This window comes from Streptomyces sp. NPDC086023 (assembly GCF_044540325.1).
Classification (GTDB): domain Bacteria; phylum Actinomycetota; class Actinomycetes; order Streptomycetales; family Streptomycetaceae; genus Streptomyces.
The window spans coordinates 131103-154041 of record NZ_JBITRX010000009.1 but is presented as its reverse complement, the minus strand read 5'-3'; the positions used below and the strand labels follow the sequence as shown (position 1 = coordinate 154041).

General features: G+C 73.1%; 17 protein-coding genes. 9 read left to right on the top strand and 8 right to left on the bottom strand.

Annotated elements, in window-relative coordinates; genetic code table 11:
* Positions 1–98: 98 nt before the first annotated feature.
* Genes ACIF6F_RS19445 through ACIF6F_RS19435 form a run of 3 tightly spaced genes read left to right on the top strand, consistent with a single transcriptional unit; the run spans position 99 to position 3582 of the window.
* The gene (locus tag ACIF6F_RS19445) at positions 99–1436 is read left to right on the top strand and encodes an AAA family ATPase (protein WP_399948046.1); all 1338 of its coding nucleotides are present in this window, start codon (positions 99–101) and stop codon (positions 1434–1436) included.
* Entirely contained in the window at positions 1433–2494 is a 1062-nt protein-coding gene (locus ACIF6F_RS19440) for a hypothetical protein (RefSeq protein ID WP_399948045.1), read from the top strand. The genes ACIF6F_RS19445 and ACIF6F_RS19440 overlap by 4 nt, the downstream gene beginning before the upstream one ends.
* Positions 2494–3582 (top strand): tetratricopeptide repeat protein, encoded by a 1089-nt coding sequence (locus ACIF6F_RS19435; protein ID WP_399948044.1) that lies wholly within the window; start codon positions 2494–2496, stop codon positions 3580–3582. The genes ACIF6F_RS19440 and ACIF6F_RS19435 overlap by 1 nt, the downstream gene beginning before the upstream one ends.
* 14 nt (positions 3583–3596) lie before the next feature.
* On the opposite strand, the gene ACIF6F_RS19430 is transcribed toward ACIF6F_RS19435, so the two are convergent.
* Positions 3597–6053, bottom strand: coding sequence for a SpoIIE family protein phosphatase (locus tag ACIF6F_RS19430; protein WP_399948043.1), 2457 nt, complete (start codon positions 6051–6053; stop codon positions 3597–3599).
* Positions 6054–6390: 337 nt separating this feature from the next.
* Between ACIF6F_RS19430 and ACIF6F_RS19425 the strand changes: the two genes are divergently transcribed.
* The 3 genes from ACIF6F_RS19425 (at position 6391) to ACIF6F_RS19415 (ending at position 8600) form a co-directional block, all read left to right on the top strand.
* A complete protein-coding gene (locus ACIF6F_RS19425) occupies positions 6391–7077 on the top strand; it encodes a hypothetical protein (RefSeq protein WP_399948042.1) in 687 nt (228 codons plus the stop codon).
* A gap of 104 nt (positions 7078–7181) precedes the next feature.
* Positions 7182–8117: a 5'-nucleotidase gene (locus tag ACIF6F_RS19420; RefSeq protein ID WP_399948041.1), complete on the top strand. Its 936-nt coding sequence runs from the start codon at positions 7182–7184 to the stop codon at positions 8115–8117.
* Between the two features lie 75 nt (positions 8118–8192).
* Positions 8193–8600, top strand: a complete 408-nt coding sequence (locus ACIF6F_RS19415) for an FKBP-type peptidyl-prolyl cis-trans isomerase (protein WP_399948040.1) — start codon at positions 8193–8195, stop codon at positions 8598–8600.
* 27 nt (positions 8601–8627) lie between these two features.
* Here ACIF6F_RS19415 and ACIF6F_RS19410 read toward each other — a convergent pair whose 3' ends face one another.
* From ACIF6F_RS19410 to ACIF6F_RS19395, 4 genes are all read right to left on the bottom strand, one after another.
* On the bottom strand, positions 8628–9692 hold the full coding sequence (locus ACIF6F_RS19410; protein WP_399948039.1) for an NAD-dependent epimerase/dehydratase family protein: 1065 nt from the start codon (positions 9690–9692) through the stop codon (positions 8628–8630).
* Between the two features lie 124 nt (positions 9693–9816).
* Entirely contained in the window at positions 9817–11214 is a 1398-nt protein-coding gene (locus ACIF6F_RS19405) for an acyltransferase family protein (protein WP_399948038.1), read from the bottom strand.
* Positions 11215–11216: 2 nt separating this feature from the next.
* Complete coding sequence (locus tag ACIF6F_RS19400) at positions 11217–13367, bottom strand: bifunctional polysaccharide deacetylase/glycosyltransferase family 2 protein (RefSeq protein ID WP_399948037.1); 2151 nt, start codon at positions 13365–13367, stop codon at positions 11217–11219.
* 96 nt (positions 13368–13463) lie between these two features.
* Entirely contained in the window at positions 13464–13838 is a 375-nt protein-coding gene (locus ACIF6F_RS19395) for a hypothetical protein (protein ID WP_399948036.1), read from the bottom strand.
* Between the two features lie 320 nt (positions 13839–14158).
* On the opposite strand from ACIF6F_RS19395, the gene ACIF6F_RS19390 reads away from it, so the two are divergent.
* On the top strand, positions 14159–15097 hold the full coding sequence (locus ACIF6F_RS19390) for a glycoside hydrolase family 16 protein (RefSeq protein ID WP_399948035.1): 939 nt from the start codon (positions 14159–14161) through the stop codon (positions 15095–15097).
* Positions 15098–15226: 129 nt separating this feature from the next.
* Here ACIF6F_RS19390 and ACIF6F_RS19385 read toward each other — a convergent pair whose 3' ends face one another.
* The 3 genes from ACIF6F_RS19385 to ACIF6F_RS19375 all read right to left on the bottom strand — a co-directional run bounded on the left by ACIF6F_RS19385 (position 15227) and on the right by ACIF6F_RS19375 (position 18255).
* Positions 15227–16312, bottom strand: a complete 1086-nt coding sequence (locus ACIF6F_RS19385; protein WP_399948359.1) for a M20 family metallopeptidase — start codon at positions 16310–16312, stop codon at positions 15227–15229.
* Between the two features lie 162 nt (positions 16313–16474).
* The gene (locus tag ACIF6F_RS19380; RefSeq protein ID WP_399948034.1) at positions 16475–16990 is read right to left on the bottom strand and encodes a universal stress protein; all 516 of its coding nucleotides are present in this window, start codon (positions 16988–16990) and stop codon (positions 16475–16477) included.
* Between the two features lie 5 nt (positions 16991–16995).
* Positions 16996–18255 carry an SLC13 family permease gene (locus ACIF6F_RS19375; RefSeq protein ID WP_399948358.1) on the bottom strand — a complete coding sequence of 420 codons (1260 nt, stop codon included), beginning with the start codon at positions 18253–18255 and terminating at the stop codon, positions 16996–16998.
* Between the two features lie 196 nt (positions 18256–18451).
* On the opposite strand from ACIF6F_RS19375, the gene ACIF6F_RS19370 reads away from it, so the two are divergent.
* Entirely contained in the window at positions 18452–21175 is a 2724-nt protein-coding gene (locus ACIF6F_RS19370) for a cation-translocating P-type ATPase (RefSeq protein WP_399948033.1), read from the top strand.
* A complete protein-coding gene (locus tag ACIF6F_RS19365) occupies positions 21172–22911 on the top strand; it encodes an alpha/beta hydrolase (RefSeq protein ID WP_399948032.1) in 1740 nt (579 codons plus the stop codon). Before ACIF6F_RS19370 ends, ACIF6F_RS19365 begins: the two co-directional genes overlap by 4 nt.
* The last annotated feature ends 28 nt before the right edge of the window (positions 22912–22939 follow it).

Below are 22939 nucleotides of genomic sequence, written 5' to 3'. Positions count from 1 at the left end.
GGTTCCTTCCCCGTGCCGAGGATGCAGGCGTTCCCGGTCCGTCGATCGTGACCGCACCCGGTGCACGAGCGTCGCGGGCCGGTTCCTAGGCTGACCCCATGTCCGACGAGTCACCTCTCATCCACAGCCTGCGGGCCGCCGTCGCAGCCGCTCCCGAAGACGTTCCCCTGCGGCTGCACTTCGCCGAACTGCTGCTCGCGGAGGGGAGGCACGACGAGGCTGTCGTGGAGGCCGCGGTCGCACTGCAGCACGCGCCGGGCGACGAGGCGGTACGGGGCCTGATGGCCCGTGCCATGCAACTGCCCACACCCGGCACGTCCCCCGCCGGCACGCACTCGGCCGGCACGCACTCCGCGGCAACGCCCGCGCCCGGCACGCACTCAGCCCGGCCCACCGCCTTCGACTGGGCCGCCGCCGAGCAGGAGGTCGCCGGCGTCGTCGGCCCCCGCTTCACCGCCGGCCCCACCGCCCCGACCGGCCCCGCCGACGCGGGCGGGGCCACCGAGGCCCCCCTCACCGCAGACGGCAGCGGCGACCCCGGCGGCGCATCCGCGTGGGACGTCGATGCCCCGGGCGACGTACGCCTCGCCGACGTGGGCGGCATGCAGCAGGTCAAGGACCGGCTCGAAGCCGCCTTCCTCGCCCCGATGCGCAATCCCGAACTCCGCAGGCTGTACGGCAAGTCGCTGCGCGGCGGGCTGCTCCTCTACGGCCCGCCCGGCTGCGGCAAGACGTTCATCGCGCGGGCCGTCGCCGGCGAACTCGGTGCCGGCTTCCTGTCGGTCTCGCTCTCCGACATCCTCGACATGTACATCGGCACCTCGGAGAAGAACCTCCACGACATCTTCCAGGCCGCCCGCCGGCAGGCGCCCTGCGTGGTCTTCCTCGACGAGCTGGACGCACTCGGCGCCAAGCGATCGCGCTCCCACCACAGCGGTCTGCGCAACGTCGTCAACCAGCTCCTCACCGAACTCGACGGCATCGACGCCGCCCAGAACGAGGGCGTCTTCGTGCTCGCCGCGACCAACGTCCCCTGGGACGTGGACCTCGCCCTGCGCCGCCCCGGCCGCCTGGACCGCACCCTGCTCGTGCTGCCGCCCGACGCCCCGGCCCGGGAGGCGATCCTCCGCTACCACCTGCGCGAGCGCCCCATCGAGTCCGTGGACCTCGGGAAGCTCGTCAAGGCCACCGAGGACTTCTCGGGCGCCGATCTCGCCCATGTCTGCGAGAGCGCGGCCGAGTACGCACTCCTGGACTCCGCCCGGTCCGGCTCCGTCCGCATGATCGGCACGAAGGACCTCCTGGCCGCGGCCGGGCAGATCAAGCCCTCCAGCGAATCCTGGTTCGCCTCCGCCCGCAACGTCGCCATGTTCGCCAACGACGGCGGCATCTACGACGACCTCGTCGCCTACCTGAAGAGGAAGCGCAAGCTGTGAGTGGAACCTCCCTGGACCCGCGGGTCGAACAGGCCCTTGAGCTCTACGACATGAAGCGCCACGACGAGGCCCTCGCCCTCCTCGACCGGCGGCTCGCCGAGGCACCGGACGACCGCAGGGCGTGGACCACGCGCGCCCGTTGTCTGACCGGCCTCGACCGGCACGAGGAGGGGCTCGACGCCGCCGACCAGGCGCTGAAGCTCGAACCCGAGTTCGCCGACGGGCACTTCATGCGCGGATTCGCCCTGCGGAGGCTGAGCCGGCTGCCGGAGGCCGCGCTGGCACAGCGCGAGGCCATCCGCCTCGCGCCGGATCGCTGGGGCCCGCGTACCCAGCTCGCCGAGATGCTGATCTTCGTGGGGACGAAGGAGGAGGCGCTCCAGCACGCCCTGGAGGCCGTACGGCTCGAACCCGACGTCGTCGACACGTGGCACACCATGTACAAGGTCGCCCCGTTCAGCGGCCGCCACGACCTGGTGGACGAGGCCATCCGGCAGCTCCTGCGCATCGACCCGGCCGACCAGCTCGCCGTCAGCGTGGTCACCGAGCGCGAGGCCCGCAAGCCCGGCACGTCCGCCGCCCGGGCCGCCGACCTCTACGCCGGTGCACTCGCCGTCGCCCCGGAGTCCGGGTGGCTCCGCTCCGACCTCGACAGGGCCGTCTACCGGATGCTGCGCGGCACCCGGTGGCTCGCGCTGCTCTGCCTCGTCATGGCCGCCGTCACCGTCGGCGTCTTCCCCACCGGGGGCGAGGCGAAGGAGCTGCCCGTCCATCCCGGCACCCGGCTGTGGGCGCTGGCCCTGATGGCCGTGGTGTGGGGCTTCGGTGCCTGGCGCCGGTACCGGCGGCTGCGGACCGGGGCACGGCTCACGGTGCTCTCGCTCGTACGCCGCTCCTTCTGGCCCAGGGTCGTGCTCGGCCAGGCCACCTGGGCCACCCTGTGCGCGCTGCTGATCGTGGCCCTTCCGTGGAGCGGGCGCACCGTCCCCCAGGTGCTGTTCTGGCTGGCGCTCGTACCGAACCTGCTCAGCATCACCCACGACCGGGACAAGGTCTGATGGGCCGGGCCCTGGAGCAGGCCGAGGCCCTCTTCGACCTGGGGCGCTACGAGCAGGCCGCCGTCCTCGCCGCCCGGCACCTCGCCGACGACCCCGACGACGCCGACGCACTCGTGCTGCTCGCCCGCTGCCGGCACCGTCTCGGCAACGAGGAGCAGGCGCTCACCGCCGTCGAACGGGCCCTGCACGTCGCACCCGAGTCGGTGGGCGCCTGGCTGATGCGCGCGCACGTCCTGCTCGCCCTGGAGGAGTACGAGCAGGCCGAGCGCTCCGCCCGGCGCGCCGTCGAACTCGCCCCGCAGCACTGGGGGAGCCACTACACCCTCGGCACCGTGCTGGACCGCACCGGCCGCGCCCGCCGAGCCGGCGGCGGGAAGCGCAGGCGGGCCGCACACGAGGCGGCGCGCACGGCCGCCGCCCTCGCCCCCGAGGAGAGCGACGCGCACTTCCTCGTCGGCCTGACCGCCCACCACGCCCGCCGGTACCAGGTCGCCCAGGAGGCGTACGAGACGGCGCTGCGCCTCGATCCGGACAGCAGCCAGGCCCTGAACAACCTCTCGCTGCTCCACCTGCGCCGCAGCCGGCTCCGTCCCGGCTCGTGGACCCGGGCCGCCGAGGGCTTCGTCCGGTCCGCCGCCCTCGACGTGGACGACCGGCACGCCCCCCACAACCTGGAGAGGATGGCCTGGGGAGCGCTCGTGGAATCCCGCTGGGTCGCCCTCGCGGGCATCGTCGCGGTGTCGCTGGGCGCCGCCCACCTGCGTGCCGGCGCCACCGGCACCGGGGCCGTCGTCACCTTCCTGGTGTGCGCCGGCGTGCTCGTCGGCAGCTGGGGAGGCTGGCTGCTGTGGCAGACCCGGCGGATCCCGCCCCACCTGCGCCGTCCCCTCCTGCTGGTGTCGCGCCGCTCCCGGCCGGTCCTCGGGATGGCCTTCTCCGTGGGGCTGCTCGTCGTCCACCCGGTCCTGGCCCTGGTGTTGTGGCACAGCGCCCTGTTCAGCGCACTCGCGATTCCGCTGTTCTTCTTCGCCCTCGTCATGTCGGTGGCCGGCCACACGGCCCTCCGGCAGAACGCGCCGAAGCCGTAGCCCCACTCGGCGGGTCAGCCGGCCGGGCGGCGCCAGGGGATCTCGGCCCACACCTGTTTGCCGCCGCTGAGCGGCACCGAGCCCCAGGCCGCCGTCATCGCCTCGACGATGAGCAGCCCCCGGCCACCGGTCGACTCCCAGCTCACCGACACCGGTTTGACGGGGCTGCGCGGCGACGCGTCGCTCACGGCGATCCGCAGGCGGTCCGCCGAGAGGGTCAGGTCCATCCCCACCTCGCCCTGCGTGTGCGCGATGGCGTTGGTGACCAGCTCGGACACGACCAGCAGGGCCGTGTCGAGTTCGTCCGCCGCTCCCCAGGACCGCAGGGTGCGTGCGGCGAAGCGGCGCGCGTGCAGGACCGCGTCGGGCAGCCGCCACACCTTCCAGTGGCTGCGCAACGGCCGGTCCCGTGTCCCGTCGTAGCGCAGCAGCAGCAGCGCCACGTCGTCGTCGCGACGGCCCACGGCGACGAGCAGCTCGTCGGCGACCGCTCCCGCGTCGACCGGGTTGGCCACGGCGAGCACGTCGCGCACCCGCCGCATGCCCTCTTCGAGAGGCAGCCTGGCGGACTCGACCAGACCGTCCGTCAGCAGCACGAGCAGGGTGCCGGGGAGCAGCCCCGCCTCGGTCATGGGGAATTCGGCTTCCGCGAGCACGCCCAGCGGGGGGCCGCCCTCGACGACCATCTCCTCGGTGACGCCGTCGGGGTGGCGCAGCACCGGCGGGAGGTGGCCCGCCCGTACGACCTTGGCGATGCCCTCCTCCATGTCCAGGTCGACGTACCCGCAGGTGGCGAAGAGGTCGGTCTCCATGCCGACGAGCAGCCGGTTGGCCCGTGCGACCACCACGTCGGCGGGGTGGCCCTCCACCGCGTACGCCCTGACGGCCGTCCGCATCTGGCCCATGATGGTGGCCGCCGCGGCGCTGTGGCCCTGTACGTCCCCGATGACGAACGCGACGTGGCCGCCGCCGAGCGGAATGACGTCGTACCAGTCACCGCCGACCTCCAGTCCCGCCGTGGCGGGGAGGTAGCGGGCGACGGCGACCCCGCCCGGCAGCTCCGGGAGTTTGCGGGGCAGCAGACTGCGCTGGAGCATGGTGGCGAGTTCGTGGCCGGCGTCCAGGGCGTGGGCGCGCACCAGCGCCTGCCCCACCAGGCCGGCCGTCGCGGTGAGCAGCGACCTCTCCTCCGGTCCGAACCGGTGCTCCGCGTCCCACCCCACCAGACACGCTCCCACCGTCCTTCCCCCGGCGGACAGCGGCAGGACCGCCAGACCGCCCGGGCCGAGGCCCGAGAGGCCGCGCTCCAGCGCCGCGCCGGGCGGCCACAGGCTCAGGTGTCCCCCGCGCACGGCGCTCTGCAGGGTGGGCAGGTCGCCGAGCGGTACGTCGGGCCACTCCGACCGCCATTCCGAGCGCCAGGCCTCGGGCCAGGCATCGGGCTCCGGCGGGTCGAGGGACGTGATGATGAGCCGCTCCGGCTCCAGCTCGCCGACCGCGACCCGGGCGGCGCCGAGCGGCTCGCGCAGGGCGGCGACCGCCAGCCGGCTGACCTCCCGGATCGTCGCCGCACCCGCGAGCGTGGCCGACAGCCGCTGTACGAGGGAGACCTCGTCGGCGCTGGGCCGCAGGTAGGTGGCGTCGGCCACCACGCCCAGGACGCGGCGCGGGGTGCCGGCGGAGTCCGTCTCCACGCGGCAGCGCAGCCCCAGCCAGCGCAGCTCGCCGTTCGGGCGGTGGACGCGGAAGGCGAGTTGCTGTCCGTCGGCGTCCCGCCGGTCCGGCTCCACGACCGCCATCAGTGCGGGGATGTCGTCGGGGACGGCGCGGGCGAGCAGCGTCTCCACCTTCCCGTCGAACTCCTCGGGAGGCAGGCCGAGCAGTTCCAGCACGTGCGCGTGTGCCTCCATGCGGCCGGTGCTCAGTTCGACGATGAACGCGCCGCCCTGGTGCGGTACCAGGGACTGGGCCAGGTGCGCCTGGGGGGCCTTGCGCCCGGCGGAGCGGGCGGCGACCGATTCGAGTCCGGCGGCCACCTGGTCGGCGTAGAGCTCCAGGAGGCTGCGGCGGTCGGCGCTGAAGCCGTCGCCGACCTCCCCGGCCACCACGAGGCACCCGAGCTCCTGGTCGCCGTGTCCGAGGGGCAGCGCGCCGAGCGAGATCCCGGCGGGCGGGTCGGGGCCGCCGCCGCGGCTCCCGGCGGTAACGTGACGGGGGGCGTGGTGGTGGGCGTGATGGGGGGCGTCCGCGGTGAACGTGGTGAGTTCCCCGGGGGCCAGCCAGAGGGCGCGGCCGGCGCGGAAGGCATGGGCGGCGGGCGAACGGCCGGCCACGGCGAGGACCGCGGGCAGTCCGTGGAGGAGGCCCCGGTTTCCGGTCAGCTCGGCCAGATGGAGTTCCCTGCCCTGGTCGGCGACCACGTAGACAGCGGCGAGCTCGGCGCCGCAGAACGCAAAGCCACGACTGGTCACCGTCCGCGTCGCCTCCTCTCGGGAATCCGCCGGGCGCCCTCCCTCCATGCTGTCGTGCCCGGGACCGTGCGGGCGAGTCGGAACGCGTGGGGGCGGGCCGTGACGGGCCGGGACGGCCCCGGCGGGCGTCAGGGCGCCAGGGCGCCGGGAGGCTCGCGGGGCCGGTCGTCGTACGGACCGGGCCCGACCCCCCGGGCCCTGCGCAGCGGCGGCTCGGGGCGCCCGGCCGCACCGGCGTGGCCTCCTTGACCGGCCGGGCGGCCGCCTCCAGAGTCGGAATCCGGTCCTGGGCGACCGGCACCTCATCCCTCCGCACCCGACCGTAGGGGCCGCCATCGTGACCGGACCCACCCCCGAGCCGACCCCGAGCCCGGGACCGGACGAGCCCCTGGGCGAGCCCCGATGGCCGATGGCGGCGGCCGTCGTCACCGCCATGGTGCTGACCGTGCTGCTCCCCGACGACCTCCGACTGGCGCCCCGCTGGCTCCTTCCCTCCGTCGAGGGCCTGCTCCTGCTGGCGCTCATCGCCGGCGACCCGGGCCGGATCGACCGGCGCTCGGCCGCCCTGCGCACCCTGTCGATCGCCCTGGTGGGCGTGCTGGCCCTCAGCGCCGTCTGGTCGACCGTTCAACTGGTCGACGACATCCTCCACGCCGGCAAGGAGACCAGCTCCGCCGTCAGCCTGCTGCAGACCGGCGGCACGGTGTGGGCCGGGACCGTCCTCGCCTTCTCCCTGCTGTACTTCGAACTCGACGGCGGCGGGCCCGCCGCCCGCGCCCACCGCATGCCCTCCGCGCCCGCCCTCGCCTTCCCCCAGCAGCTCGACCCCCGGCTGAGCCGCGCCGACTGGCGGCCCTACTTCATCGACTACCTCTACCTCGGGCTCACCAACGCCACCGCGTTCAGCCCCACCGACGTCATGCCGCTCGCCCCCTGGGCAAAGATCGCCATGGGCATCCAGTCCCTCGTCTCCCTGCTCATCCTCGGACTCGTGGTCGCCCGCGCGGTCAACGTCCTCGCCTGACGGCCGACGTCCGACGGGACGGCTCTGGGCAGCACACGCGTTTCCGGCATATTCGAACGGGTGATAACCCCCTCGGTGTTGCAGGTGTGCCGGCGGGGGGCGTGATGAAGTACGACCTGTCCGACCGCCTCGTCGTGGGGATCGCCTCCAGTGCCCTGTTCGACCTCACCGAGTGCGACGCGGTGTTCCGGGAGCGGGGTGAGGCCGCGTACCGGAGCTGCCAGGAGGCCCATGTGGACGACGTCCTGGACAAGGGCGTGGCGTTCCCCTTCGTCCGGCGCCTGCTGTCGCTGAACGACCTCGCGGATCCCTCCGATCCTCTGGTCGAGGTCATCATCCTGTCGCGCAACGACCCGGACACCGGGCTGCGGGTGATGCGTTCCATCGCGGCGCACGGGCTGCAGATCAGCCGGGCGGTCTTCCGGCAGGGCCTGCCGTCACACCGGTTCATGCCCGCCCTGAACATGTCCCTGTTCCTGTCGGCCAACGGGTCCGACGTCCGTGAGGCCATGGCGGACGGGATGCCCGCGGGGCACGTGCTCCGGACGGACCGGGTCGACGACGAGGCCGACCGGGAGCTGCGCATCGCCTTCGACTTCGACGGCGTACTGGCGGACGACGCCTCGGAGCGGATCTACCAGGCCGGTGGCATCGACGAGTTCCGCGCGCACGAGGTCCTCAACGCGACCACCCCGCACGACCCCGGCCCGCTGAGGGAGTTCCTCGCGGGCGTCAACCGCATCCAGCGGCGCGAGGAGGAGGAGCGCCGCACGGTCCCGTCGTACCAGCCCCGTCTGCGGGTGTCCCTGGTCACCGCGCGGGACGCGCCCGCACACGAGCGGGCGGTGCGCAGCCTCAGGCAGTGGGGGCTGCGCGTCAACGACGCCTTCTTCCTCGGCGGCATCGACAAGGCCGCCGTGATGCGCGCCCTCGACCCGCATCTCTTCTTCGACGACCAGGTCGCCCACCTGAACGGCACGGCGCCGGCCACCCCGAGCGTCCACGTGCCGTTCGGAATCGTGAACGCGCCGGTAGCGTGACACCCGCCGCACGGGGCGTCCGGGATGTCCGGCCGGTCGGTGCGGGGGCTGTCGACGGCGAGGGAGAGGGCTGCAATGGGTGCGTTGGAGAAGCCGGAGGTCAAGGTTCCGGAGGGTGGGGCCCCTGCCGAGCTGACCGTCCGGGACCTGGTCGTCGGGGACGGGCCCGAGGTGAAGCCGGGCATGGTCGTCAAGGTCCACTACGTCGGGGTGACCTTCGAGACGGGGCGGGAGTTCGACGCCTCCTGGGACCGGGGCGAACCGTTCAAGTTCGCGCTGGGCAGCGGCAGGGTGATCAAGGGCTGGGACCGGGGGGTGAAGGGGATGCGGGTCGGCGGCCGGCGCGAGATCGTCGTCCCGCCGCGTCTCGGCTACGGCAACCAGTCGCCCTCACCACTGATCCCGGCCGGGTCGACGCTGGTCTTCGTGGTGGACCTGGTCGACTCGTACACGGGCACGGGCGGGTGGAGCAGCGCCTCGTGAGGCCGTCTCCCCCGGCCGGCCCGGAGGTCACGCTGCGCGGCGGCCGGTCCAGGCGCGGTGGTGGTCGAGGAGGGTCTCCTGCCAGGGGCGGTAGGTGATGCCGAGTTCCTCGGTGCTCCTGCGGTTGTCGACGGCGAACCTGATCCCGAGGTGCTTTCGGATGTAGTCCTGCGTCAGGCCGAAGGCCGGTCCCAGGAGCCGTACCGGCCAGTGGGGCAGGCCCCACCTGGGCAGTCGGGGGTCTCCGGGGCGTACGGCCAGCAGGGCCCGGGCCATCTCGCGGAACGAGACCATCTCCGGCCGGGCGAGGATGTACCGGCCGTGCGCGCCGGGCTTCTCGGCGGCGGCGATGTGGGCCGCGGCCACCTCCCGGACGTCCACGACGGTGAAGGAGAAGTCGGGTGCGCCGTAGCAGAACCAGCCCTTGAACAGCTCGTCCACGAGGAAGAGGCTGCCGGATGCCGAGGCGGGGGTCAGCGAGGGCCCGAGCACGAGGCCGGGGTTGACCGACACCATGCGCCAGCGGTCCTGGGCGCGTTCCGCCTCCCACGCGGTCTGCTCGGCGGCGGTCTTGGCGTAGTGGTACGGGTTGTTCTCGACGGTGCTCGTGGTGTTCACGTAGCGCTCGGAGAGGGTGCGGCCGTCCATGTCCAGGACGTCGGCGTAGTCCCCGAAGATCGCGCCGACGGTGGAGGTGAAGACGAGGCGCTCGACCGTGGGCGTCCGCTCGATGCCGGCCAGGACGTTGCGAGTGCCGGTCAGCGCCGGCTCCACCACGTCCTTGAGGCCGTCCTTGATCTGCTCGGGCATGAGGAAGGGCGAGGCGACGTGGAAGACGACCCGGCACCCGTCCATCGCCGCGTCGAAGGAGCCCGCCACGAGCAGGTCCGCCTCGAACAGCTCCAGGCGGCCGGGGAAGTGGTCGGCCATCTCACGCAGGGGGCGCACCTTCTCCGCGTCCCGCAGCGACCTGACCGTGGCGTGAACGCGGTAGCCGCGCTCCAGCAACGCCCGGACCAGGTGACTGCCGACGAAACCGGTGCCACCGGTCACGAGCACCGGCTCCCCGACGACGCCCTGCGTGCTGTCCATTCCCCCACCGTCCCTCGGACGCGCTCGCCGCACGACGGCCGCGCGGGTCGCCGGAGCCTATGCCGACGGCCCGCCCCGGCACCAGGGGGTCACGGTGCCGGGGTCGCGGTGGCAGGCGCGCCCGTCAGCCTGCGGAGCGGCGTCTGCCGCGTTGGCGGCGCGGGTACGGGAGGAGGCGGAGCGGGCGCCTGGCGGCCACGTCCTCGACCCAGCCGAAGGTCAGCACGAGCAGCGCGGCCAGCGGGATCGCCACCAGGAGCGTGAACCACTGGCTTGCCAGCAGCCACTGGAAGTGCTCGTAGACGAAGGGGACGCTCCAGAGGGGGTCGATCAGCGGGATCGCGGCCACGAGCGCCACCTGGTGCCAGAGGTAGACGCTGACGGCGCGTGCGTTGAGGAAGGCGATCAGGCCGTTCCAGCGCTCCAGGCACCGGGGCCACCGGTCCCAGGACGGGCTGATGTGGAGCAGGATGGCGACGAAGCCGAGGGACCACAGGGCCTGGGCGATCGGCCAGGCCTCGATGTCGGTCGGCACGGTCGGGTCGACCGGCCTGGTCTGGAGGTACCAGAAGCCCGCCACCATGACCAGCGGCGCGACGGACGGCAGCACGTACTGCGGGATCCTCTTGAGGATCCCCTCCTGGTGGGCCATGCCGAGGATCCAGCAGGAGCCGAACATGGCGAAGTCGCTCGCGGTCTCCCAGACCCGGTAGTAGATGAACTCCTGGTCGGCGAGGAACGTGTGCATCACGATCGTCAGCGCCAGCGGGGCGAACAGCGTCACCCAGGGCAGCCGCCGCAGCGCCCGGAGCATCAGCGGGGAGAACAGGACGTACCAGAGGTAGGCCCTCAGGTACCAGAGCGGTACGACGATCTGGGCGGCCCAGGACTGTTCCACGAGCCCGAAGCCGGTCAGCTCGTCCGCGTACGGCGGCGTGCTCAGCGGCAGGATCCAGAACGCCATCTTGGACCACCACCAGTTGGGGTGGCCCTCGGAGTCGGGACCCCAGCCGTCGATGATCTGGAGGGTGATGAGGATGGCGCCGAACAGCCACATCGGGGGAAGCAGGCGGCGCAGGCGGCCGCGGATCACGCCGAGGGCCGGGCGGCTGAGCGAGCGGGCCATCAGCGAGCCGGCGAGGGCGAACATCACGCCCATCGACGGGAAGACGAGGGGCAGCCACCCCCACACGAAGTTGTGGTAGAGCAGCACGCGGCCGAGCGCCAGCGCGCGGAGGAGGTCGAGGTAGCGGTCGCGGCCGCGGGCGGGTCGGGGCTCTTCCTCGGCCGCCTCCGGTGCCTCCGGAGTCCAGGGGGCGTCCGGTCCCGGTGCGGGCACGGAAGCGGGCACGGAAGCGGGTGCGGGCCAGGGCTCTGACCAGGGCTCGGGCCACTCCTGGTACGCCGTCGGCCGGGGCGGGGCAGCCTCCCGGGGCGATGCCCCCGGCTGCGGTCGCGGGATGGGGGGAACCCTCAGCTTCAGGGTGTCCTGGTTGCGTCCGGAGTGCATGGGCGCGGTCATGGTCAGGCCTCCACCGGTGCGGCGACCTCGCCGGTGCGCCGGAGCTTCTGCCAGCGCAGGCGGCCACCGGTCATCGCCGTGATCGCGGACTGCAGCAGGACGACGTACATCAGCTGCCGGTAGACCAGCTGCTGGATCGGCAGGCTGATCAGGTGCCAGGGCTTCTCGCGGTCGAGCCGGAAGGCGTACCAGGACAGCGCGGCCTGGAGCAGGACGAAGCCGCCCCAGCTGGTCAGGGTGAGCGCGGCGTCCCCGAAGAACACGCCGTACAGCAGGAACAGGTCGACCAGCGGTGCCAGCAGCGGGGCGACCACGCCGAACAGCACGATGAGCGGCAGTCCGAGCCGCCCGAAGCGGCGGGCCGGCCCGTCGGAGGTGACCGCGCCGCGGTGCTTCCACATCGCCTGCATGCTGCCGTAGCTCCAGCGGTACCGCTGGGACCAGAGCTGCTGGAGGCTGGCGGGCGCCTCGGTCCAGGCGCGTGCGTGCTCGGCGTAGACGATCCGCCAGCCCTCGCAGAGCACCGCGATGGTGATGTCGGTGTCCTCGGCGAGGGTGTCGTCGCTCATGCCGCCGGCCTGCCGGAGGGCTTCCTTGCGGAAGGCGCCGACCGCGCCGGGGATGGTGGGGATGACGCCCAGCATGTCGTACATCCGGCGGTCCAGGTTGTGGCCGAGGACGTACTCGATGTGCTGCCAGGCGCCGATGAGGCTGTCGCGGTTGCCGACCTTGGCGTTGCCCGCGACGGCGCCGATCGCCGGGTCGCCGAAGGGCTGGACCAGCTCGCGGACGGTGGACGGCTCGAAGACGGTGTCGCCGTCCATCATCACGATGATGTCGTACGAGGCGGCGGCGATGCCGGTGTTGAGCGCGCTGGACTTGCCGCCGTTCGCCTTGCGGATCAGCCGGACGAACGGCAGGTCCATCGCCTCGACGATGTCGGCGGTGCCGTCCGTGGAACCGTCGTCGATGACGATCACCTCGATCGGGTGGTCGCCGGCGGCGAGGGAGTTGAGGGTGTTCGCTATGCACTCGCGCTCGTTGTACGCGGGTACGAGCACGGTCACCGGCTCGGTGACGGGCGGGCCCCAGGCGTCGCGGCGCTTGGCGCGGCGGGCGTGGACGGGCGCGAGGACCAGCATGAGCGCGAACCGGCCGAAGTTGAGGAAGCCGACCACGGCCAGCAGCCCGACCAGCACGGGCAGGGTGAGCACGGCGAACTGGGTCGCCCAGAGGTACCCCTTGCCCGCCCACAGCTGGTAGCCCTGCACCGGCACGGTGGCGCTGGAGGCGCCGAGTGCGTCCGAGATGGTGGTGAAGCGGTAGCCCTGGGCCTGGAGCCGGTCGATGATCTGGCCGAGCGCGGCGAGGGTCTGGGTGCGGTCGCCGCCGGCGTCGTGGAGCAGGATCACGGCGCCCGCGCCGGGCCTGGTCGGCATCGCCGCCTTGACGATCTTCTCCACGCCGGGGCGCTTCCAGTCGTCGGTGTCGCGGTCGACGAAGGCGGTGAGGTAGCCGCGCGCGCCGACGTACTTGATCACCGGGTAGTTCCAGTCGTCCATCGCCGTGGCGTCGGAGGAGTACGGCGGGCGGAACAGGGCGCTGTGTACGCCGGCCACGCCGGCCAGGGCCAGCTGCGTCTGGGCCAGCTCCCAGCTGATCCGGGCGTGGGACTGGTACACGAGGTCGGGGTGGGTGAAGGTGTGCACGCCGAGTTCGTGGCCGCCGGCGACGATCTGCCGGATCAGCTCCGGCTCGCGGGTGGTCATGGCGCCGGTGACGAAGAAGTCCGCGCGGACGCCGCGGTCCGCGAGGATCTTGAGGATCTTCGGGGTCCACTTCGGCGAGGGGCCGTCGTCGAAGCTCAGGACGGCGGTGCGGTCGGGGATGCGGTAGCTCACGGGCTGCTCGTTGCGGCTGCCGCGCGCGTCGATGACCGGACCGCCCTTGAGCAGGTGGCGCGGGACGCTGAACTTGTCGACCGAGATCGCGATGCGGTCGTCGTGGAACGCCTCGTTGGTGGCGAGGCCGCGCAGCACGAGCAGCGCGAGCAGGCAGGCCAGCAGGGACAGCGGCATGAAGAAGCGCAGCGGCGGGGCGGCCAGTCGGCGCGGCCTCAGCAGGGACTGCCGGCGGCGCTGGTGGCGGGACAATGACGCTCCTGGAGATGGGTGGTGCGGGGCCGGCCGGGCAGGCCGGGGGTGGAGTCTTCGTCCGGCGTGGCCGGACCGTCCTCGGGCCTGCTGGGGTCAGGAGGAGGCGGCCGGGTACGAGGACGGCAACATCGACGGCGACGCCGCCGGCGACGCGGCCGGCGCTGACGAGCGGGTGCGCGCCGGCGACGGCAGGGGGGTCGGCGGGGCGGGGGCCCAGGTGGGCTGCTCCGGTACGCCCATCGCCGGGGCGTCGGCCTGTACGCCGATCAGGCTGCCGCCCATGGCGACCGCCAGGACCGCGCCGATCACCGAGACGGGCCAGCCGAGACCCCGTAGCAGGCGGCCGCGCGTGCCCGACTGGTCGACGAACACCGGTGCGGGAGCGGGTTCCTCGGGGCTCGGCCCCGGGGTGTCGGGCTGCGCCTGGTACGCCGATCCGCGTTCGAAGAAATTGAAATCTTGGCGCACCTTGCGAGGGCCTTTCAGTGCAGGGTACGTAGACCGCGGGATCGCAGGGCGAACGCTAGTGCACCGGTCCGATTCGACTTGGACCCGTTGTCTGGATTTGGCGTGTTCTGCTCGGCCGTCGTAATCGGATCGAAATGCCAAATTCTCGTACCGGAGGGTAGTTCCACCCGTGCACGAGGCCGTGACGGCGAATACCTCCGGGGCCTTTAAGATGACGCCTCACATGACCGCGATCATCGGATCGGCGATCAGAAACCAGTAATTGATCTTCACGAAGCCGGGCGTGTTCCGAAACCGCCTCTGCGCCCCAAGGAGCCCGTGTGAGCCTGCCCCGCCGCACCTCTCGCCGACGCGCGTGGAGCGCGCTCACGCTGCCCGCCCTGCTGTGCGTGCTCGCCGCGTGTTCCGGCGCCCCGGGTGGTGACGACGCCGCCGCGCCGGCCCCGAGCACTCCGCCGACCCCGGCCGGCCCGCCCGGGATCCTCTTCGACGACTTCCGGTACAGCGGCGCCGACGACCCCGCCTTCGCCGCCAACGGCTGGGAGGTGCGTACGGGCGGGGGCGGCCCCGGCATCAAGGACACCTGGTCCGCCGGCGCCGGGTTCCCCGCCGACCCGACGGCCCAGGGCGGCCGCGTCCTGCAGCTCCGCTCCTCCACCGACGGCACCGCGCAGGGCACGAGCCAGGTCGAGGTGCAGAGCACCGGCCGGAACCTCTTCACCGGCACCTTCGCCGCCCGCGTCCACTTCAGCGACGAGCCGACGAGCGGCCGCGACGGCGACCACGTCGTCCAGACCTTCTTCCCGATCTCGCCCGCGGACTCGTCGGAGAACTACAGCGAACTGGACTGCGAGTACCTGCCGAACGGCGGCTGGGGTTCGGTCGGGCCGCAGCTCGACAACGTCAGCTGGTACAAGGCCGACCCGCCGGACCGCGTCAGCCACACCCTGAAGAAGCGCCTCCGGGGCTGGCACATCCTGATGATCACCGCCATGGACGGGAAGGTCACCTACTCGCTGGACGGCGAGGACCTCTTCACCAGCTCCGGCAAGTACGTCCCGCGCGAGAAGATGGACGTCCATTTCAGCAGCTGGTTCATCGACCTCCCCTTCACGGGCGGCCCGCGCACCTGGGACATGAAGGTCAACTGGTTCTACTACAAGGCCGACGAAGCCGTCTCCCACACGGAAATCAAGAACACGGTGAACGCGTTCTACGCCTCGGACACACACCACATCAACACCCTGCCGAAGCCCTGACCCTCCCCCCGGAATTCCAGGACCGGCCAATCAAGATCGATTTTCGCACCCGTTCGACTTCCGCCCGGAAAAAGGCAGAAGACACCCCGTCAATTCTTCTTCGAATCATTCACGCACCGTCAGGTGCGGTCATTGCAGGGCTCCCACGAGGTGGGCCAGGAGGCGGGACCTGGGAGGCATCTCGGGGGTGAGGACGTGCTCGTGGTCGGCGTGGGCGCCGTCGCCCACGGCGCCCAGGCCGTCGAGGGTGGGGCAGCCGACGCCGGCGGTGTAGTTGCCGTCCGAGCCGCCGCCGACGGCGCCGGCCCGGCCCAGGGGGGCCATGCCCAGGCGGGCGGCGATGTCCTCGGCCAGGGCGAAGAGCTTCTCGGAGGCGGTGGTTTCCAGGGGCGGGCGGTTCGGGCCCCCGGAGATGCGCAGGCTCGCTTCCGGGTCGTGCGGGCGCAGGGCGCGGATCAGGCGGTCGGTGATGTCCTGGGCGGCGGCGCCGGGGACGCGTACGTCCACGCTGAGCTCGGCGCGGGCGGGGACCGTGTTGGCCGTGCTGCCGGCCGAGGCCAGGGTCGGGGTGACCGTGGTCCCGGGTCCGGTGCGCTCGTTCACCGTGTCGGCGATCTGCCGCAACGCCAGGATCTGGTGGGCGAGTTCGGTGGCCGCGTTGATGCCCTTCTCGGGCTCCAGGCCGGCGTGCGCGGCGCGGCCGAGTACCGTGATCCCGTAGAAGGAGACGCCCTTGCGGCCGGTCTTGAGCGCTCCGCCCGGGCCTGACGGCTCCAGGACGAAGGTCGCCGCGCACTGCCGCGCCAGGTCCTCGACGAGGTGGCGGGAGGTGCCGGAGCCGACCTCCTCGTCGCCCGTGACCAGGACGCACACCCCGTCGAGCGAGGGCAGGGAGGCCAGGGCGTGGAACATCTGGACCAGGCCGGCCTTCATGTCGAAGACGCCGGGCCCCCGGGCGACGCCGTCCTCCACCGACCAGGGGTGGCCGGCGAGCGACCCCATCGGCCAGACGGTGTCGTGATGGCCCACCAGCAGGACGCGCGGGCTGCCGAAGGTCCACCGGACGTGGGTGACGCCGTCGACGACGAGCGTGTGGGGCTGCCCGCCGAGGAGCCGCGTGCCCTGCTCGGCGACGACGTGCGCGCTGCGGGCCACCGCGGTGTGGTCGGCGGAGTACGACTCGCAGGTCACCAGCTCTTCCAGGTCGGCGAGCATGGCGTCGAGCCGGGGCAGGGCGGGGACGGACACGTGGTCCGCCCACGGGTGGTGGGGTCCTCGGTCAGTCGGCACGGGGCGTCCTCCGGGTCGGGATCCCCCCACGCTAGGCCGTCTCCCCCGGATCACGCCGGACGCCGCCGGGGTGGTGGCGCGCCCGTGTCACGTCTCCGGTGGGCCGGGCCGCGGGGCGCGGCCGGGCGGTGCGGGGTCCGGCCAGACCAGGAGGACCGGGCACGGGGCGTGGTCGACGACGTGGCGTGCGGCCGGGCCGATGCCGTGCGGGCCGGGGTGGGCGCGGTCCCCGTCGCGGGCCAGGACCAGCAGGTCGGCCGCACCGGCCTCGGCGAGCACCTCGCGTTCGACCCGGCCGGTGCGCTCGCGGCGCGTACAGGGCCGGCCCAGGCGGTCGGCGGCGTCGCGGAGGAGTCGTTCCGCCGAGGCGGTGGCGAGGTGCTCCATGCGGGTGCCCGGGTCGCTCCCCCAGCCTCCGGCCGGGCGGTCCTCCGGCGGGTGGCCCCGCCCCAGCAGGCCGGCGAACGCGCCGTGCGCGGCGCCCGGTACACCGGCCGGCGTGACGTGCAGCAGGACGATCGCGGCGTCCGCCGGGGCGTGGGCGCGCGCGGCGTCCACGCAGGCGGGCCAGGTGCCCTCGACAATCCAGACGACCACGCGCACGGGCGTCAGCCTCCTCCGATGACGGCCAGCGAGACCCACAGTGCCGGTACCGCCGCGGCCAGGGCGGCCGGCACCGCGTACAGGCCGAGCCGGGTGAACTCCTTCAGTTCCACCTCACTGTCGTGCGCGTGGACGATGCGCCGCCACAGGAGGGTCGCCAGGGAGCCCGCATAGGTGAGGTTGGGGCCGATGTTGACGCCCAGCAGGACGGCGAGGACGGCTCCCGGTCCCAGCGGGGCGGTGAGCGGCAGCAGGACGAGGACCGCCGGCAGGTTGTTGATCACGTTGGCGAGTACGGCGGCCAGCGCGGCCAGCGCGAAGAGTTCCGGCAGCGACGTGCCGTCCGGGACGACCCGCCCCAGTACGTCGTCGAGCCCGTTGTCGACCACGGCCCGCACCACGACGCCCAGCGCCAGCACGAAGGCGAGGAACGGCACGGAGGCGGCACTCAGCAGGGCCCGCGGGGTCGTGCGCCGCCGTACCAGAGCGCGTACGGCGAGGGCCAGCGCCCCGGCGAGGGCGGCCCACGCGGGGTCGACGCCGACCGCCGAGGTCAGCACGAAGCCGGCCAGCGTGCACCCCACGGTGACGAGGGCGAACAGGGGCAGCGGCGGCGTTTCGACGGCCGCGGGCGCCTCCGCCCCGGCGTCGAGGTCGGCGGCGAAGAAACGGCGGAAGACCAGGTACTCGACCCCGATGGCCGCGGCCCACGGCAGGGCCATCAGCGCGGCGAACCGGGTGAAGGCGAGGCCGCTGGCCGTGAAGGCCAGCAGATTGGTCAGGTTGGAGACCGGCAGCAGCAGGGACGCCGTGTTCGACAGGTGGGTGCAGGCGTACACGTGCGGCTTGGGGCGGGCGCCGATCCGGGCGGCGGTGGCGAACACCACCGGGGTGAGCAGCACCACCGTGGCGTCGAGGCTGAGCACCGCCGTGATCGCGGAGGCGGCCAGGAACACCTGGGCCAGCAGCCGGCGCGGCCGGGCCGCCGCCGTACGCGCCATCCACGCCCCGCACGCCTGGAACAGCCCCTCGTCGTCGCAGAGCTTGGCGAGGACCAGCACGGCGGCGAGGAAGCCGACGACCGGTCCGAGGCGCTCGGCCTCGGCCAGCGCGTCTTCGGGGGAGATCGCGCCGGTGACGACGAGCAGGGCTGCGGCCGGGACGGCGGTCACCGCCTCGGGCCAGCCGAAGGGGCGGACGACGGCGCAGACCAGGACGAGCACGAGCAGGGCCGCGGACAGCGCCTCCGCGAGCTGAGTGTTCAGGGTCGGGTCCTTCCGCGTCCGGGCGGCCGGCCCGCCTGTGCTCCATCACCCCGCACGGTACCCGTCGAGCCGCCGCTCCCCCGCGCTGACCTGCTGCTCGTCCCGCCGTGGGCAGGGCGGGGGCCGCCCCGGCTCCGGCAGGCGAAGTCGGGCGGCCACGCCGACAATGAACAGGCCACGGATCGGAGGCGGGACCATGACGGAACGGTCGGTTGCCCCGGGAGGGGCGCACGGGGCCGCGGGGGACGACTGGTACGCCCGGACGCCGGCCGAGGTCCTCGGCGCGTTCGGCGTCGATCCCGAGGCCGGCCTGTCGGCGGAGCGGGCCGCGGAGCTGCTGAGGGCGCACGGTCCGAACGCGCTCCCCGAGGAGCGGCGGATCCCGGCCTGGCGCCGCTTCCTCGCCCAGTACCGCAGCTACATGCAGCTCGTGCTCGTGGCGGCCGCGATCGTCTCCCTGCTCATCCAGGAGTGGACGACGGCGGTCCTGCTCGTCGTCCTGACGCTGCTGAACGCGGTCGTGGGCCTGCGTCAGGAGGGCAAGGCGGAGAGCGCGATGAACGCGCTGCAGTCGATGCTCAAGGCCACGGCCCGGGTGCGCAGGCAGGGCGTGGAGGCCGAGATCCCGGCCGAGCAGCTGGTGGTCGGCGACATCGTGCTCGTCTCGGCCGGGGACCAGGTGGGGGCGGACGGCCGGATCGTCGAGGCCAGTGCCCTCCAGATCGACGAGTCCGCGCTCACCGGCGAGAGCGTGCCCGCCGCCAAGGACACCGGGGCGCTGGCCGGGCCGCTGCCGACGCCCGGGGACCGGACCAACATGGCCTTCATGAACACGCCGGTCACACACGGCAGCGGCGTGCTGGTCGTCACCGCGACCGGTGCCGACACCGAACTCGGCAAGATCTCCGGGATGCTGTCGGCCACCGAGAAGGAGGTGCCGCCGCTCACCCGGGAGCTCAACACCCTGACGCTGTGGATCACCGCGGCGGCCGGCCTGACCATGATCGTGATGTTCGCGCTGGGCCGGCAGCGGGACCAGGCGTGGGACGCCCTGTTCGTCAGCGCGGTGTCGCTGGCCATCGCGGCGATCCCGGAGGCGCTGCCGACCGTCACGCAGGCGATCCTGTCCGTCGGCAGTCTCAACCTGGCCGAGCGGAACGCGATCGTGAAGGAGCTGCCGTCGGTCGAGACCCTGGCCTTTACCTCGGCGATCAACTCCGACAAGACCGGCACCCTGACGATGAACCAGGTGACCGTCGTCGAGGTGGTGACACCCACCGGCCGGTACACGGTCTCCGGTACGGGCTACGGGCTGGAGGGGCAGGTCAACCACGCGGCGGGGACCACGGCCGGCGTGGAGGAGGCGGTCCTGCCGTACCTCGTCACCAACGACGCCAGGCTGGTGGACGGCGTGCCGGTGGGTGACCCCACCGAGGCGGCGCTCCTGGTCCTCGGGCACAAGGCCGGGCTGGACGCCGACGCCACCAGGGAGCGCCTCCCCCGGCTCGCCACGCTGCCGTTCGACCCGGGCTACAAGCTGATGGCCACCTTCCACTCCGCGGTCGACGCCGACGGCAGGGAGGTCGTCCGGTGCTTCGTGAAGGGCGCGGTCCCGGCGGTGACGACACGGGCGGCGACCGCCCTCGCGGGCGGCGGGGCGATCCCCTGGGACGCCGCGCTGGCCGAACGCGCCGACGCGCAGACCGAGCGGATGGGCGGCGAGGGGCGCCGGGTGATGGCCGCCGCCACCCGGGACCTCGACCCGGCCGGGTTCGACCCGGCGGGCGACCTGCTCGGGTACGTCACCGACCTGCGGGTGACCAGCCTCGTCGGCATGGTCGACCCGCCCCGCGAGGAGGCCAGGGACGCCGTGGCGGGCGCTCAGGCGGCGCACATCCGGGTCCGCATGGTCACCGGGGACGACGTCACCACCGGCGCGGCCATCGCCCGTCAGCTCGGGATCCCCGGCGAGGCGGTCCTGGGCGCCGAGTTCGCCGCCATGAGCGAGGAGGAGCAGCTCGCCCGGATTGACGGGATCGGCGTGGTGGGCCGTGTCGCGCCGGAGCACAAGGTGCTGCTCGCCGAGACGCTCAAGAAGAAGGGCGAGGTCGTGGCGATGACCGGGGACGGCGTCAACGACGCCCCGGCCATCAAGGCCGCCGACATCGGGATCGCGATGGGCAGCGGCACGGACGTCGCGAAGAACGCCGGCCGCATGATCCTCTCCGACGACAACTTCGCCACCATCGTCTACGCGGTGCGGCAGGGCCGCAGGATCTACGACAACCTCACCAAGTACATCCGGTTCGTCCTGCTCCTGCTGGTGACGTTCGTGCTCACGTTCCTCGGCGCCACCGTCTTCGACATCGCGGCGGGCGAGCCCTTCACGCCGCCGCAGGTGCTGTGGATCCACTTCGTGGTGAACGCGTCCTTCGGCTTCGCGCTCGGCTTCGACCGGGAGAGCCCGGGGCTGATGCGCCGCAGACCGCGCCCCCGCGGGGAGTCTGTGCTCACCCGTCCCGTACTCGTCACGGTCGGCCTCGCCGGGCTCGCGGTCACCATCCTGCTGCTGGGGCTCGTCAAGCTCGGCGAGGAGCTGTTCGACGGTGTGGAGACCGGCCAGTCCATCGCGTTCACGGCGTTCTCCCTCTGCCTGATCGTGGCGGCGTTCGAGTGCCGCAGCGAGACGGAGTCGGTGCTGACGCCCGACACCTTCGACAGCCGGCAGATGAACTGGGTGGCGCTGGCCCAGCTGGTGCTCGCCGTGCTGGTGACGCAGCTGGACGGCTTCCGGAACCTGCTCGGGACGACCCGGATCGACGCCCGCCAGTTCGGCTGGGCCGTGCTGGCCGCGCTGGTGCTGCTGGTCCTGTGGGAGCTGGGCAAGTGGGTGGCCAGGCGCTCCGGGGACGCGCGATGATCACCGGCCGGCCGAGGCCTCCCGACGAACCGGAGCCCCCGGAGGAGCCGGCGCGTGCCGAAGCACCGGCGCCCGCCGGGGAACCCGCGCCGCCGCTCTCCCGCAGGCGCCGCCGGTGGATCAGCCTCACGCTGCCCGGCTGCTGGGGCGCCCTGCTCCTGGCCTGCCTGTCGTTCACCCCCTCGCTGCTCCCCCGCGGCGGCGTCCTCCAAGGCCTGATCTGCGGCATCAGCGGGGCCATCGGATACGGGCTCGGCGTCGTCGCCGCGTACGTGTGGCGCGCGTTCGCCGACCGGGAGGCGCGGCCCGCCTCGCACCGGTCGTGGCAGGTCCTGATCATCACCGCCGTCGTGCTGTTCGGCCTCGCCTTCGGGTTCGGCCAGTACTGGCAGCGGGAGATCCGCAGGCTGATGGGCGTCACCGACTTCAGCGTCCTCGCCACCGTCGCCTGCCCGTTCATCGCCCTGCTCGTCTTCTGGCTGCTCCTCTACGCGGGACGTGGGCTCCGGCGCGCGTACCACTGGGTCGTCCGCCTCCTCGGGCGCTGGATCGGCGCGAAGGCCACGAAGGTGGTCGGCTGGCTCGTGGTGGCGGGCCTGGCCTGGTCCGTGTTCAGCGGCGTGCTGCTGGGCGGCTTCGTCAACGCCGCCAACGAGGCGTTCTCGCTGCGCGACACGGAGACGCCCGAGGGCGTGCACCAGCCCACCTCCACCCTGCGCTCCGGCGGCCCCGGCTCGCTCATCCCGTGGGACACGCTGGGCCGCCAGGGCCGGGCCTTCACCGGCAGCGGTCCGACCGCCGCGGACATCGGCGCGTTCACGCACCGCACGGCCCGGGAGCCCGTACGCGCCTACGCCGGCCTGGACACGGCCGGCAGCGCGGAGGACCGGGCCGAGCGGGCCGTCGCCGACCTGCAGCGGGCGGGCGGCTTCGACCGGGCGAACCTGCTGGTCATGACCACCACCGGCAGCGGCTGGGTCGACCCGGCGGCCGTGGACACGTTCGAGTACCTGGGGAGCGGCGACGCGGCCACGGTCGCGATGCAGTACTCGTACCTGCCGTCGTGGCTGTCGTACCTCGTCGACCAGTCCAAGGCGCGCGAGGCCGGCCGCGAGCTCTTCGACGCGGTGTACGACGTCTGGTCCGGGCTGCCCCAGGACCGGCGGCCGCGGCTGTTCGTGGCGGGCGAGAGCCTCGGCTCGTTCGGCGGCGAGACGGCCTTCAGCGGCGAGTACGACCTGCGCAACCGCACCGCCGGCACGCTGTTCGCCGGGCCGCCCAACTTCAACGTCCTGTTCCGGGAGTTCAGCGACCAGCGCGAGCCCGGCAGCCCCGAGATCGAGCCCGTCTACAAGGAGGGGCGGACCGTACGCTTCACCGACGGGCCGGCGTCCGGGATCCCGCCGGCGGACCGGCCGTGGGACGGCACGCGGGTGCTGTACCTGATGCACCCGTCCGACCCGATCGTCTGGTGGAGCCCCGAGCTGCTGCTCTCCGAACCCGACTGGATCGGCGAGGCGCCGGGCGGCGACGTGCTCGAAGCGATGGTGTGGATCCCGTTCGTGACGTTCTGGCAGGTCACCGCCGACCTGCCGTTCTCCACCGGGGTGCCGGACGGCCACGGCCACACGTACAAGGCCGAGTACGTCGACGGCTGGAACGCCGTGATGCGGCCCACCGGATTCACGCCGCAGGACCTGGAACGGCTGAAGGAGCTCGTCCGGCCCCAGGACTGACCGGGCGCGCGCCGGACCCGCGGAGCGG

Excerpts from the sequence above, each read along its gene's own strand:
- ACIF6F_RS19415 (WP_399948040.1), top strand. The coding sequence starts at position 8,193 with ATGGGTGCGTTGGAGAAGCCGGAGGTCAAGGTTCCGGAGGGTGGGGCC.
- ACIF6F_RS19420 (WP_399948041.1), top strand. The coding sequence starts at position 7,182 with ATGAAGTACGACCTGTCCGACCGCCTCGTCGTGGGGATCGCCTCCAGT.
- ACIF6F_RS19410 (WP_399948039.1), bottom strand. The coding sequence starts at position 9,692 with ATGGACAGCACGCAGGGCGTCGTCGGGGAGCCGGTGCTCGTGACCGGT.
- ACIF6F_RS19385 (WP_399948359.1), bottom strand. The coding sequence starts at position 16,312 with ATGCTCGCCGACCTGGAAGAGCTGGTGACCTGCGAGTCGTACTCCGCC.
- ACIF6F_RS19370 (WP_399948033.1), top strand. The coding sequence starts at position 18,452 with ATGACGGAACGGTCGGTTGCCCCGGGAGGGGCGCACGGGGCCGCGGGG.
- ACIF6F_RS19365 (WP_399948032.1), top strand. The coding sequence starts at position 21,172 with ATGATCACCGGCCGGCCGAGGCCTCCCGACGAACCGGAGCCCCCGGAG.
- ACIF6F_RS19435 (WP_399948044.1), top strand. The coding sequence starts at position 2,494 with ATGGGCCGGGCCCTGGAGCAGGCCGAGGCCCTCTTCGACCTGGGGCGC.
- ACIF6F_RS19405 (WP_399948038.1), bottom strand. The coding sequence starts at position 11,214 with ATGACCGCGCCCATGCACTCCGGACGCAACCAGGACACCCTGAAGCTG.
- ACIF6F_RS19445 (WP_399948046.1), top strand. The coding sequence starts at position 99 with ATGTCCGACGAGTCACCTCTCATCCACAGCCTGCGGGCCGCCGTCGCA.